We start from the raw sequence: 13,256 nt of genomic DNA on the forward strand, positions 1-13,256 counted from the left end.
AGTCATCCTATGAGTGATTGGCTGGGCCATCAATGGCTATTTCGTAGGCCTGTAACGTCGCTACGTTTATTTCACATGCTTGTTCCAGATGATTTTGATCAGCGGAAATGATCGGAGAGGGCCGTCGTCATTGAGGTTTGACACATTTCTACATACTCTCCCGTTAGCGTTGTTGTACGACATCCTACCTAATGTGCGCAGTGCAACAACTCTCACAAAAACAATAACGGAGATACCCCTATGGCGAGCATGGCTCCACTCGATCATCAGGCCGCTGCGAAACCGCAAAACCTGTTCCTGCGTACGCTGAAACTGCTCGGCCCCGGCATTATCGCCGTGCTGTCGTGGCTCGGTGCGGGCGATCTCATCACGTCTTCAGTGGCCGGTGCGAACTACGGCTACGCAATGATGTGGGTGCTGGCGGTCTCGCTGTTGCTCAGGTACCTGATCGTCAACATCATTGCCCGGTTCCAGCTGTGTAATAACCAGGGCATGACCATCCTGCAGGGCTACGCCCAGCTCAACCCGGTGTTTGCCTGGTTCATGCTGGTTTATGCCCTGTTGATGGGGCACTTGATGAACGCCTACATGATCAAGGGGGCAGGGGAGTCGCTGGCGATGCTGTTCAAGATCGATCAGCCATTGCTGTGCTCGGTGGCGGTGGTGCTGGCGGTCTGGATGCTGGTCGGGCGCAACATCTACACGATGATCGAAGGCGTGATGAAGCTACTGCTGGCGATCATGACCCTGGCGTTCATCGCCTTGGCGGTGATGTCCGGTCCGGATGTCAGCGGCATCATCAAAGGCACCATCGGCTTCAGCATTCCGCCGGACGAAGGCGTGCATGGCGCGTTGCTGGTGGCGGTTTCAGTGATCGGCGCGGTCGCCGGCTCGATCGCCAACTTCGTGCACCCGTATGTCATGCGCCAGAAAGGCTGGACCGGGCCGCAGCACAAGCGCATTCAGCGTAACGACCTGCTGTTTGCGGTGTTCGTCGGGATCATCATCAACCTGGCGATCTGGATCGTCGGTGCGGAAATCCTGCGGCCCAACGGCATCGAGGTGAAAACCTTGGGCGATCTGGGCAAGGCGCTGGAAATCTTCTTCGGCCCGATCGGCTGGTACGTGTTCTTCATCGGCGTGTTCGCAACGCTGTTCGCCAGTATTTCAGGCAAGACCACGGCGTTTCCGATGCTGATCACCGATGCCTTCCAGCATGTTCGTCCTGAGCGTCGCGAGAAGTACGGCAAAGAGTTCCATCACGACCCGATGCACAAGTGGTTCATGCTGTTCATTCTGGTCACGCCGCTGATCTGGTCGATGCCGGGCATGCCGGATTTCGTCACCCTGACCATTGGTGTCAGCGCATTGAACATCATTGGTTTGCCGGTGATTTCCCTGGGCTTGCTGATCATGTCCAACCAGAAATCGCTGCTGGACAAGCAGTACCGCAACAACCTGTTTGAAAACATCGCGCTGATGTTTGCTACAGGTCTGGCGCTATGGGTAGCGTTCCAGTTGGGCGTTGATCTGTTTACTTGACGGGAAGCAGTCGAGGGGGCAAACGCCCCCTCGAATCGCCGCTTACAACGGCACATCCATTTCGATCCGGCGCCAGGCCGCTTCGGAAAAGCTGTACACCGAAAACGCGATCAGCCCCAACGCCATCAGCATCAACAGCACGCCGCCTGCCGGCAGATTCTGCAAAGCATCCAGTGCTTCCTTCATGCCGGGTGGATTGGTTGCCTGGTAAACCGAGCCACTGACCGCCATCAACACTGCAATCTCGATAAACACCACGCCTCGGGCGATCAAGCCAAAGCGCGACACCGGGCGCACGTAACGCATCACTTCGTCATCCGCTTCGAAGTATTTCTCGAACGTGGCCTTCCAGCCTTTGATGATGTGGGCGATACCGACACCCAGCGGGATCAGCGCGATCAGGTAAATCAACAGGTTCGAATGCTCGAACGACAGCAGCTGCGCGAGCAGATCCTTGGTCTTGCCATCGCCGGAGCCGCCCGAACTCCTGAGACCACTCACCAACAGACCCAAGGCAAAGAAGGCCAGCGCCGCATTGACCAGACCGCCGGCGAGCAGACCTGCGCGAATGACCAGGCCTTTGAACTCGGTGCCGTGGTGGTCGACATCGCGGATCGCTTGCAGCGCACGCCAGGCGGCGAAGGCCAGCAGGCCGGCGACCACAACACCGATCAGCACGTAGCCGAACGGCTGGCTGAGCAATGCTTCAAGGCTCTTGTGGCTGTCTTTCGGTTTGGTGGAGTCGTGCGCCGCCAGCAGCGCGAAGATGCCGATGATCAGATACAGAACGCCGCGCGCGGCGTATCCGCCTCGGGCAAGCAGGACAAGCGTATGTTGAGTGGACATGGGTTTTACTTCCAGGGAATCGATGTGAAGCAGACCCGTGGACGGGGCAGGGGTTCGATAAATGCGTCGCCCTTTGGCGACGCGCGCCTTATCAGCCTGCCATGCAGCGCTTGCCTCGCTTCGGCGTCATAACGGCGTGGTCAGCGAAAATGGAATGCGCAGCTCTTCGACCGGCCCTGAATCCCGGCCGCACATTTCGTCGTGCACGCATTGTTGCACCAGTACGCAGGGAAACGCCGGCACGGTCTGCAGCAAGTCGCGCAGGTGGGTGATTGAACGCAGATGCATTGGCTTGGCCGCATCATCGAGCAAGGTGAACTGGCCCTGATCTACGCGAATTCTCGCCAGATAAAATCCACCTTCGAGTGACAGCAGCTCCAGTTCGCGAACTTCACTGTTGGCCGCACGTTCGGTGAGGGTTTGCAGATTCATGCTTCACTCCTTGCCTACCAGGGCAGGCGTTCTCCATCGTAGGCGAAGAAATGGCCGCTATCGGCCGGCGTCAGCGTGTCAATCAGACTCAGTAATTGCGCAGCGGCAATGTCTGCCGGGCGGGCGCTCGAGGCTCCGCGAAAAGGTTGCGACAACGGCGACACCACCGTGCCCGGGTGCAGGCTGAGCAAGCGACTCTGCGGCCGAGTGCGCGAAAGCTCGATGGCGGCGGTCTTGATCAGCATGTTCAGCGCAGCCTTGGAGGCGCGATAGGCGTACCAGCCGCCCAAACGGTTGTCGCCGATGCTGCCGACTTTCGCCGACAGCATCGCCATCGCGCCTTGAGGCGCAAGCAATGGCAGAAAGTCGCGCAGCAGCAATGCCGGCCCCAGCGTGTTGACTTGAAACACGGCCTGCAGCGACTCGGCTTCGATTGCGCTGTAGCTTTTTTCCGGCTTGATCTGGTCACGATGGAGCAGGCCGGCCGCGTGAATGATCAGGTGATAAGGCGCTTCAGCTGCCAGTTCGGCGGCGGCGCTGGCGATCGTTTCGGGCTGCTCGAGGTCGAGCTTCGGCACAGTTTTGCGTCCCAGCGTACGGACGCTGGCGCAGCGTGGATCCTGGTTCAAATGTTGACAGAACGCCGTGCCGAGGGCGCCACTGGCGCCGATCACCAGAGCGCGATAACCGTCGCCGAACGAGGCCAGGGTCAACCCACTGCTCATGGGTTCGCTCCAGCGTTCTGGCGCCGGAAGAACACCGTCACCTGACCGACTTCGAAACCCCACTTGGACATACGGGTGCGGTTGATCAACGTGTCTTCGTCGACCAGATACATCCAGTCGTCCATGCTCATCTCGTAGGTCGAGTCGTCGACCGGCAGATTCAGGCGATAACGCCAGTGGAAGGTGTTGCCTGCGATCTGGCCCTGCGCAACCCCGACCACATCGTGCGCGCGACCGCTCCACTGACCATTGCCCCCGGGAGTGAGGGTCCAGACCCGACGTTCACGAGTGCCGTCGCTGTAACGGAAGCGCTCGTCGAGGATCAGGTTTTCACCCTCACGACGGCTGGCAATATCGACCTCAAACCGCTTGACCACTTCGCCGTTGCGCTTCTGAAACATGCCCCAGGCTTTGACGGGCTGGCTGAAAAACTGCTCCAGACTCAATGCCGGTTGCTGATCCGCGTAACGAGCAACATCGACACTGCCGCAGCTTGCAATGCTGAGCGCCAGTCCTAACAGCAGCAGAAATCGGGTCATCTTCCTACTCCTTGAGCTTGTACAGTTAACAGGCTGTGTATAGGCCTAGCGCCGGCCGATGAGCTGGAGAAATTCCTGCCGCGTCGTCGAGCTGTCGCGAAAGGCACCGAGCATGACCGAGGAGGTCATGATCGAATTCTGCTTCTCGACGCCGCGCATCATCATGCACATGTGCCTGGCTTCAATAACCACCGCGACACCGGCAGCATCGGTGATCTGCTGGATCGCCTGAGCAATCTGCCGAGTAAGGTTTTCCTGGATCTGCAGACGCCGCGCGAACATGTCGACCACCCGTGCCACCTTGGACAGCCCCAGCACCCGACCCGTGGGGATATACGCCACATGCGCCTTGCCGATAAACGGCAGCATATGGTGCTCACACAGCGAATAAAGCTCGATGTCGCTGACGATCACCATTTCATCGCTCTGCGACTCGAACAGCGCACCGTTGGTGACGTCTTCCAGGCTCATCGCGTAACCGTTGCACAGGTATTGCATCGCCTTGGCGGCGCGCTGGGGCGTGTCCAGCAAACCCTCGCGTTCCGGGTTCTCACCGACGCCAACGAGGATTTCACGGTAATGGCTGGCTAGTAGTGGGCTCATTCGGGTTACTCGTGGCGGTGCGGGTTAAGGACACAGTCGGGTGAAAAGGTTGTACGCATACAGGTTGGCTGTATAGGTTTTATTGAAGATAGGCTGAAAAGGATCAACTGACAACGCATCGGTGGTTTTTTTGTGCGGGTTGGGAGTTCAGGCAGGACAAACCTGGGAACAGGTGTTGTGAGTGGCTTGCTTGGGCCAGATGTACGGGCGTCTCAGCTGATAGCTGCCGGTGGCGGATGGCAGCTAACGGCCAGAAGTTACCAGACCAGGTTTTCATGTTTTCGAGCGGCCACCTGCCTTGGTCGGAAGCTAGCGCACACGAGCGACCGCTAATGGCCGATTACCGTCCACGAGCATCAATTTTCGAGCAACCTTTCGATCACAAGTGATCGCAGGGCTTTTGCTTACCTGCTGGATCCTCGATGCCGCGTGTTGACCTTTCTGCTAGTGGCTTCCCTTGAGTAACTAATTCACGCGCAGTGGCGCTTGGTATCTGCGTAAACGATACCTTCCCACCAAACACGCGATTGGTGCATTGCTACACAGCTCGCTAAGGTCATGATTCGTTTTTGATCCTGCCCGCAAACCGGGCGCAAAGACGTCACCATTACCTGCAGCGGAACCCACATGCGATATCGACGCCTTGACCTTAATCTGTTGGTTGCGCTGGACGCCTTGTTAAGCGAATGCAGCGTCAGCCGGGCGGCCGAGCGTCTGTGCCTGGGGCAGTCAGCTGCCAGTTCGGCACTGGGCCGCTTGCGCGAACATTTCAACGACCCGTTACTGGTACAAGTCGGGCGCCGCCTGGAACCCACAGCGCGGGGTCTGGAGTTGCTGCCAAAGGTACGTGCTGCGTTGGCACTGACCCGGGAGATCGTCGATGCACCCCTGAATTTTGACCCGGCGAACTGCGACCGACACATCACTCTGGTAGCCTCCGATTATGTCGCCGATGTGCTGCTCCCTGCGGTCAGCCATGCATTGGCGCGTGTCGCTCCGGGTATTCGCTTGAGCCTGCGCGACATGCCTGTCCCGCGCGACGGTGATGTCGTCAGCGAAGCGCTCGATTATCGGCGCAGTGATTGCGTAATCGTGCCGCAGCGACGGGTGAACCCGGCCTATCCCCATGTGCCGCTCATGACGGACCAGCTCTGTTGTATCGTCTGCGCCCAGCAGCCAGAGTTTACCGAGCAACTGAGCATGGCCGACTATCGCGCGGCAGCGCACGTGGTGCGCGAGTTTGCCGACGGGCACAACCTGGCGATGGATGCCATGCACCTGCATGAACTCGGCATTGAGCGACAAGTGGCCGTGACCGTTGAAAGCTTTGTACTGATGCCGCAATTCATTGTCGGTACCGCACGCATTGCCACGGTGTTTCGACGACAGGCGCAACGCTTCGCCCAGTGTTATCCAATACGCGTCCACCCCGCGCCGCTGGAATTCCCAGAGGCCGTTCAAGTCTTGCAATGGCATCCCTATCAAGAACATGACCCGGTCATGCAGTGGTTTCGCGGCCTGCTTCTGGAACAGGCCGCGTTACTCGATCAACCCTCTGTCTGATCGCCGCTGTCGGCGACCAATCCGGCCTTGGCGATGGCCAGCAATGCGCAACGTTCGTCGTTGGCCGAGGTATCGCCGCTGATGCCGATGGCCCCGAGCACCACGCCCTCGGCATTTCGAATCAGCACGCCGCCCGCCACCGGAATCACCTCGCCGCCGGTCAAACTGTTGATCGCAGCGAAAAACGCCGGCATGGCCTGCGCGCGCCGCGCCAGCTCACGTCCGCCAAAACCCATGCCCAGGCAGCCACGCGCCTTGCCGGTGGCGATTTGCGTGCGCAGGAAAGTGGCGTGTTCGTCGCGCAATATCGCCAAGGGATGACCGGCGGCATCCAGTACTGCGACGCCCAAGGGTTTGATCCCGGTTTCCCGAGCGATGCGGATGGCATCGCTCGCCATATTCGTGGCGGTCAGCAAGTCGAGTCGTTGCATGATCTCAGTCCTCATACGGCCCACTTGCCCAGTTGGGCCACGCGGTCGCGGGTGTAAAGATCGGTCCATTTCAGCGAGTTGAAGTCGGACACTTGCTTGGGGTTGTAGGGGCTGCGATCCATGCGTACCGGTTGGCCGGCCTTGTACACCGCTTTGAGGCGCGAACGATCTTGGAGGATGCGAATGTCGTCCAGCGGTGAACCCTCGAGCAGCAGAAAATCCGCCTGCTTGCCCACTTGCAGCGAGCCGAGTGTTTCACCGCGCGGCATACAGCGCGCACCAACACCGGTCGCGGCGTATAACGCTTCGGCCGGTGTGAATCCAAGCCGAGTCACCAGCAACTCCAGCTCACGAGCATGCCACTCTCCGTAAGGCGTCACCGCGAAGCCGCTGTCACTGCCGCAGGCAAAGGGTACGCCAGCCGCTTTGGCCCGTTTGAGTACCGCCGAACCGACCTCCAATGTGCGAGCACAATAACCGGCATAACCCGTGCTGATCGCCGGGTCATGGGGCTGACAGAAATCCACGGTGTTCTGCGGGAATGTCATGGTCGGGGCAAGGATGCTGCCGGCCTCAAGCAACGCTTCGATGCACGCGTCGTCCATGTAAAAGGCATGGAAAACCAGATCAACCCCCGCGCGCGCCGCGTACATCACGGCTTCGCGACCGTAGGCATGCGTGGCGACCTTGCAGCCCAGACGATGCGCTTCCTCAACCATTTCGAAGGTTTCGTCGGCGGTAAAGGCCGCAATGATTTCGCCGTTGGGGCGACGGTGCGTGCCGTCCATGGCGATCTTGATCAGGTCAACGCCGTCCTTGGCCTGCTTGCGGATCTCCGCGAGGGCGTCGCTACGGCTGGTGACCAACTGCGCCGTGAAGTATTCCGGGGCGCCGACCCGACTCGGGAACCAGTCATTGAGACTCTGGCGATTGGTGATGACGCGGCTGCTGGCCGCGATCCTCGGCCCTTCGAATAAACCTGCGGCGACGGCATTGCGCACGGCGATGCTGAGCTGGCCGCTGTCGCCGGGGCAGACCATGCTGGTGACGCCGGCGGCCAGCACGTGTTGCGCGAAGAACATCCCGCGCAACGCGCGAAATTCGTCGCTGGTCCATAGATCAATGTCCTCTTCGCTCTGCGCGTTACCGAAGGCCAGATGCGTGTGCACATCCACCAGCCCCGGCATGACGAAATCATTCCCTGCATCCACTAGGGTATCGCCGGGTTTGGGAGCAGGTGCCAGCGCGGTGGGTCCGACGTAACTGAGCAAGCCGTTTTCGACGATCAATGTCTGTTGTTGGCGGGTTTGCAGTCCGGTGCCGTCAAACAGGGTCTGGCATTTCAGGTGCAGGGCAGTCATGGCGTCTTCGCTCTGTGATTGTTATGCAAAGAGAGGCTAGAGAGCAGGCGAGGGGACGACCAGCAGATTGCATCGATGGCTGCGCATTGACGGCATCAATAGCTGCACCAGCGCTTGAATCCGCTAATGCAAAACGCCGGACAATCGAAAGATTGTCCGGCGTTTTCATGGCGTGTTTTTCAGTGGATCAAGCGGTGCGACCGCCCAGGGTTTCGGCAACCCAGTCGGCAATGTATTGCCCGGCATTGATGCTGTTGTCGAAGCTCGAATGCTGCACACCCCCTTCACGTTCGGTGAAGACTTTCAGTTCGCATTTTGGACTGTTGACCAGTTGTTCGTAGGTGCGATGCGCCCACTTCAACGGAATCTGCGAATCCTGCTCGCCGTGGGTCACGAGGAAGGGCACCTTGATTCGGTCGAGCACGCCGTCGAGGTGGACGTTTTCGGCGATCGTCATGAACTCTTCGACGTCCTTGGCGCCCCATACCCAGCAGACATGCGCCCAGTAGTGCGGCACCGGGAAGCTGCCTTCTTTTTCCAGTCGACGCTTTTGCACATCACGCCAGTCGTGATTGGCGCCCCATACAACACCGCAGGCGAAGCGTGGTTCGAAGGCAACCGCACGCGGGCAGTAATAGCCGCCCAACGAGACACCTTCGAGCCCAATGCGAGTGGCATCGACGTCGCTTCGGGTTTCCAGCCAATCCACCACGCGACTGGCCCAGTGTTCACTGTCGAATCGTGCGGTCAGGCCATGCAGGCGCAGCGCTTCGCCGGTACCGGGCTGGTCAATGATCAGCGAAGAGATGCCGCGTTTTGCCAGCCACGCAGGCAGACCCACGCGGTATTTCATTTCTTTGGTCGAGTCCAGACCGTTGACTTGCACCAGTATCGGCGCCGGACCCTCGACGCCTTCGGCGCGCACGAGCAAGCCGGAAAGATGTTTGCCCTCGTAAGGGATTTCCACCCGTTCACAGTTTTCACGCGACAGTTCGATGCCGCGCTTGAAGGTTTGCAGGAAGCGTTGATAGAGCTCGGTTCGGCCCGGCGCGCCATGGGCTTGCAGGCGCTCGCAGGTCAGATAATAGGTGGCGGCGCGGTTGTATTTTTCGCCAGCCGAGAGCATTCGGCCATTGCCTTCGTCTTCTTCGGCCAGACCGCAGAGCTTGTCAGCCATTTTCGCCCAGGTTTCGCGAAAGGCGCGGGTGCCGGCCGCGTCCGGCTGCTTGGCCGCCTCTTGCAGCGTGGCGCACATCTCTTCGATTTCGCCCATGCGGGCGCCCATTTCAATGGCCAGGTCGACAGAGAGATTCCAAACGTAGTTGGTCGGGAAATAGCGAAACATGATTATTGTTGTCCTTATGGTTGCCTTGGCATTTCCAAGGCACGTTAAGGATCACCCGACTAATTGGCCAATCGTGACGGCGGATACGAGGTATCGCGAGATACGATGGGCACGTGTTGCAGATGCTGGATGGATTCGCTGATGCGTTCGCGCAGCCAGCGGTGCATCGGGTCGCCGTCAACGCTGCGGTGCCACAACATGTACTCGCGCATGACCGGAATTTTCACCGGCGGAGGCAGGATGCGCAGTGGCAGATAGTGCGCGTAGAGGTTCGCCAGACGCTGGTGCATCGTGGCGATGCGCTGCGTGCCGACAATCAGTTGCGGCAAGGTATTGAAGTCGCTGGTGATCACTTCAATACGCCGATTGAAGCCGTATTGATTCATGAACCATTCTTCGATGCTCATGTGCCGGGTACGGCCGAAGCCCACGGAGACATGGCCCATCTCCATGTATTGCTCAAGGGTCAGGGTGTCGCCGACTTGCGTATTGCCTTGCCACACCACGCACACATGTTCTTCCTCGAACAGCAGGCGCGAAGGGTGGCCATCAATGATGTAGCGCTCGGGAACAATCATCAGATCGACCTCGCCACGCACCAGCAACTCACCGGAATTGTCGCTGGGGCCAAGCATTTCGAAGGTAATGTTGGGCGCTTGCTGATGAATGTTCTGGATCACCTGGGCGAACAGCACGCTGATCAGATAGTCCGAGGTCACCAAGCGAAAATGTCGCTTGCTGGTGGCCGGGTCGAACACCGGTTTGGCGGTAATCGAGGACTGAATCGTCAAAAGGACTTCACGCACCGGTTTGGCCAGTTCCGTGGCGTAGGGCGTGGGCTGCATCTTGCGCCCCACCTGAACCAGCAACTCATCCTCAAAGTAGGTGCGCAAACGCGCGAGCACGCCGCTGGTGGCCGATTGGGTCATGTGCAGGCGTTCGGCAGCGCGGGTGATGTTCTGCTCTTCGAGCAATACATCGAGCGCGACCAGCAGGTTCAGGTCCAGATGGTTGAAACGCATGGGCAGGTCCGTTCTTGTATTTATTTTCGCAATACATTCGAACGAATCAATCGGCGCGTCAACCTTCGTCGCAGGTATCGCGTTTGCCGATAGGTCGCATCCCGACTCGCGATTAGTCAGCTGCCAGCCCTTGCGCCAATCTTCGCCGCAGTCGGCCCTGCTGCCGACACCACCACCGGTTTCCAGTCAGGCCCGGCGCGCTGCAAGGCGTCCATGGCGGCAGTCACCGGATCATAATTTCAATGGAGTGGTAAGCCATGAACATCATTGGCCTTGATGCCCTGATTTTTGGCGTCGATGACATTCAAGCCTGCACCGATTGCCTGAGCGACTACGGCCTTGCGCCCGTCGGCGTTGACAGCAACGGCGGGCGTTTCGAAGCGCTGGACGGCACCGCCGTGATTATCCGTCGAGCCGACGATCCTGACTTGCCGGCGGCAATCGGCCCGGCGCCGTCGATTCGCGAGACGGTCTACGGGGTCGGCGCGATCAGCGATCTGGATGCCATCGAAGATGAGCTGGCCCGTGATCGTAGTGTCAGTCGTGATCAACACGGCGTGCTGCACAGCGTTGACGACATGGGTTTCGCGATCGCGTTTCAGGTTAGCGTACGCAAGCCGTACAGCGCACCGGAAGACCTGACCAACGCCGCCGGCCATGCGCCACAGCGGCCGCTCAACCAGCCGGGCATTACCCTCGATATGGGGGCTGTTCCGCGCACTTTGTCGCACGTGGTGTATTTCGTACCCGACGCAGCCAAAGCAGAAGCTTTCTACGCCGAGCGCCTCGGCTTTCGCACCACAGACACCTTCATTGGCGCCGGGCCGTTCATGCGTCCGGCAGGCTCTGATGATCACCATTGCCTGTTCATGATCCAGACCCCGCCGCACATGAAGGGCTGCGAACACTTCACCTTCCACATGGGCAGTGGCACCGAAGTGCTGCTGGCCGGGACGCGATTCGAGCAAAAAGGCTGGACCAGTTTCTGGGGCCCGGGCCGTCACCTGTTTGGCTCCAACTGGTTCTGGTACTTCAACAGTCCGCTGGGCTGCCACATCGAATACGACGCCGATATGGACAAGCATGATGACGCCTGGGAGGCCCGTCGCGCGCCGCTGTCGGCGGATAACTCGCAGCTGTTCCTGTTCAGCGCCAAAGAAAAATGGGCCCCGGGCGGACCACCGCCAAAACTCGGTTGAGGCCGGCGCTGATCATGAGCGGTATTGCGCAGCCACTGTGTCGGCTGGACGAACTGGAGGAGGGCCGGGCGCGCGGGTTCGACCCGTTGGCGCAGGGACGCGACAGCGTGTTTGCCTTGCGTCATGACAATCAGGTGCGGGTCTATCGCAACCGTTGTCCCCATCTGGACGTGCGCCTGGAGTATCGCAAGGACCGCTTCATGTCCGCCGATGGCCAGTTGATCGTCTGCTACGCCCACGGTGCGCAATTTCTGCCGGCGACGGGCGAGTGCATCTACGGCCCTTGCCTGGGCCAGACGCTGGAGGCGCTGCCGAGTTGCGAGAAGGACGGCTGGCTGCTGGTGCAAATGCCTGAAGAGTTGCCGCTGCCGGGATAAATCGAGGTATCGCGTACGGCGATACATCGCATCCTTACTCGCGATTAGTCAAATCCCTGCTTTGCCGGGAAGCTTCACCCAACGATGCCGTGCCCGACGCAGCATCGATCACAAGAATAAAAAGAGAGAACACCATGAGTGCAGTGAACAACGTTCTGATCGTGGGTGGTGGTATCGGCGGCTTGTGTGCGGCCATTGCCTTGCGGCGTAAAGGTATTGAGGTCGACCTGATCGAGCTCAAGTCCGAATGGACAGTCTACGGCGTCGGGATTATTCAACAGACCAATGTCGTCCGAGAAATGGCCAAGCTGGGCGTTCTCGACGGATATCTCGATGCCGCTTATGCCTTCGAAGACGTCGCCATCTACGGCCCCGGCGGACAGCAGCTGGCGCGCATTCCGGGTCAACGCCTCGCCGGCCCGCAATACCCTGCCAACGTCGGCATTTCCCGCTTGGCGCTGCACAAAGTCCTCAGCGAAACCGCCCTGCAACTCGGTGCCAACGTGCGTTTGGGCTTGAGCGTGGAAACGCTGAACGACGACGGCACAGAGGTCGACGTGTTGTTTACCGATGGCAGTCAAGGCAGCTACGACCTGGTGGTCGGCGCCGATGGTCTGTTCTCGAAAGTCCGCAGCCTGGTTTTTGGCGATGCCTACACCCCGCGTTTCACTGGCCAGTCGGTATGGCGCTACAACTTTCCCCGCGCGCCACAAATCGATCATCTGGCCAACTATCAAAGCGCTGACGGCAACGCCGGGCTGGTGCCGCTGGCCGGTAATTTGATGTACCTGTTTCTGACGTCCCACGAACCGTCCAATCCGTGGATGGATCCTGCCGAGCTGGCTGCGCAGATGCGCCAGCGCCTGCAAGGCTTTACCGGGCTGATCGGCGAACTGCGCGAGCAAATCACCGACAACAGCCAGGTCGTCTACAAGCCGATGGAAGTGGTGTTCGTCGATGAGCCTTGGCATCGCGGACGCGTCCTGCTGATCGGCGATGCGGCCCATGCCACCACGCCGCACCTCGGTCAAGGCGCCGGCATGGCCATCGAAGACGCGATTGTGCTCAGCGAAGAACTGACTCGCGAGCAGTCCGCCTCCACCAGCGTCGAACAGCAGCTGCAGCGCTTCATGGCGCGGCGCTTCGAACGTTGCAAATACATCAGCGAAAGCTCGGTGCTGGCCGGCGACAAGGAAATGCAACACGACCGCGCCTTCGATCGCATTGGTCTGGTCAAGCAAATGCTCGCGCGCACTGCCGAGCCAATCTAA

The 13,256-nt window shown here is 59.6% G+C and carries 14 protein-coding genes; 5 read left to right on the forward strand and 9 right to left on the reverse strand.

The features are described 5' to 3' along the window. Positions 1-249 precede the first annotated feature (249 nt). Positions 250-1,542: an Nramp family divalent metal transporter gene (locus AB4N47_RS09510; RefSeq protein WP_371699886.1), complete on the forward strand. Its 1,293-nt coding sequence runs from the start codon at positions 250-252 to the stop codon at positions 1,540-1,542. Positions 1,543-1,584: 42 nt separating this feature from the next. Here the strand turns inward: AB4N47_RS09510 and AB4N47_RS09515 are convergent, their stop codons facing one another. From AB4N47_RS09515 to folE, 5 genes are all read right to left on the reverse strand, one after another. Then, on the reverse strand, positions 1,585-2,388 hold the full coding sequence (locus AB4N47_RS09515; RefSeq protein ID WP_110600551.1) for a DUF1206 domain-containing protein: 804 nt from the start codon (positions 2,386-2,388) through the stop codon (positions 1,585-1,587). Positions 2,389-2,514: 126 nt separating this feature from the next. Further along, entirely contained in the window at positions 2,515-2,820 is a 306-nt protein-coding gene (locus AB4N47_RS09520; protein ID WP_016774774.1) for a DUF6482 family protein, read from the reverse strand. Between the two features lie 14 nt (positions 2,821-2,834). Beyond that, a complete protein-coding gene (locus AB4N47_RS09525) occupies positions 2,835-3,545 on the reverse strand; it encodes an SDR family oxidoreductase (protein ID WP_122507411.1) in 711 nt (236 codons plus the stop codon). After that, positions 3,542-4,084: a DUF3833 domain-containing protein gene (locus tag AB4N47_RS09530; protein WP_122746185.1), complete on the reverse strand. Its 543-nt coding sequence runs from the start codon at positions 4,082-4,084 to the stop codon at positions 3,542-3,544. Before AB4N47_RS09530 ends, AB4N47_RS09525 begins: the two co-directional genes overlap by 4 nt. A gap of 45 nt (positions 4,085-4,129) precedes the next feature. Continuing rightward, positions 4,130-4,687, reverse strand: a complete 558-nt coding sequence (gene folE, locus AB4N47_RS09535) for a GTP cyclohydrolase I FolE (RefSeq protein ID WP_016774771.1) — start codon at positions 4,685-4,687, stop codon at positions 4,130-4,132. A 627-nt stretch (positions 4,688-5,314) separates the two neighbouring features. Between folE and AB4N47_RS09540 the strand changes: the two genes are divergently transcribed. Next, entirely contained in the window at positions 5,315-6,250 is a 936-nt protein-coding gene (locus tag AB4N47_RS09540; RefSeq protein WP_341637456.1) for a LysR family transcriptional regulator, read from the forward strand. Here the strand turns inward: AB4N47_RS09540 and AB4N47_RS09545 are convergent. From AB4N47_RS09545 to AB4N47_RS09560, 4 genes are all read right to left on the reverse strand, one after another. Then, positions 6,235-6,681, reverse strand: coding sequence for a GlcG/HbpS family heme-binding protein (locus tag AB4N47_RS09545; RefSeq protein ID WP_341637457.1), 447 nt, complete (start codon positions 6,679-6,681; stop codon positions 6,235-6,237). The genes AB4N47_RS09540 and AB4N47_RS09545 overlap by 16 nt on opposite strands. A gap of 11 nt (positions 6,682-6,692) precedes the next feature. Further along, positions 6,693-8,042: a metal-dependent hydrolase family protein gene (locus AB4N47_RS09550; RefSeq protein ID WP_460154470.1), complete on the reverse strand. Its 1,350-nt coding sequence runs from the start codon at positions 8,040-8,042 to the stop codon at positions 6,693-6,695. A gap of 187 nt (positions 8,043-8,229) precedes the next feature. Beyond that, the gene (locus AB4N47_RS09555) at positions 8,230-9,387 is read right to left on the reverse strand and encodes an alpha/beta hydrolase family protein (protein ID WP_460154471.1); all 1,158 of its coding nucleotides are present in this window, start codon (positions 9,385-9,387) and stop codon (positions 8,230-8,232) included. A 59-nt stretch (positions 9,388-9,446) separates the two neighbouring features. Next, on the reverse strand, positions 9,447-10,409 hold the full coding sequence (locus AB4N47_RS09560; RefSeq protein WP_122507406.1) for a LysR family transcriptional regulator: 963 nt from the start codon (positions 10,407-10,409) through the stop codon (positions 9,447-9,449). 257 nt (positions 10,410-10,666) lie between these two features. Here AB4N47_RS09560 and AB4N47_RS09565 point away from each other — a divergent pair, with 257 nt between their 5' ends. The 3 genes from AB4N47_RS09565 (at position 10,667) to AB4N47_RS09575 (ending at position 13,256) form a co-directional block, all read left to right on the forward strand. Continuing rightward, positions 10,667-11,608 carry a VOC family protein gene (locus AB4N47_RS09565; RefSeq protein WP_341637459.1) on the forward strand — a complete coding sequence of 314 codons (942 nt, stop codon included), beginning with the start codon at positions 10,667-10,669 and terminating at the stop codon, positions 11,606-11,608. A gap of 14 nt (positions 11,609-11,622) precedes the next feature. Further along, a complete protein-coding gene (locus AB4N47_RS09570) occupies positions 11,623-11,985 on the forward strand; it encodes a Rieske (2Fe-2S) protein (protein ID WP_122746190.1) in 363 nt (120 codons plus the stop codon). 134 nt (positions 11,986-12,119) lie between these two features. Beyond that, complete coding sequence (locus AB4N47_RS09575; RefSeq protein WP_460154472.1) at positions 12,120-13,256, forward strand: FAD-dependent oxidoreductase; 1,137 nt, start codon at positions 12,120-12,122, stop codon at positions 13,254-13,256.

Source organism: Pseudomonas sp. S3_G06 (assembly GCF_054667565.1).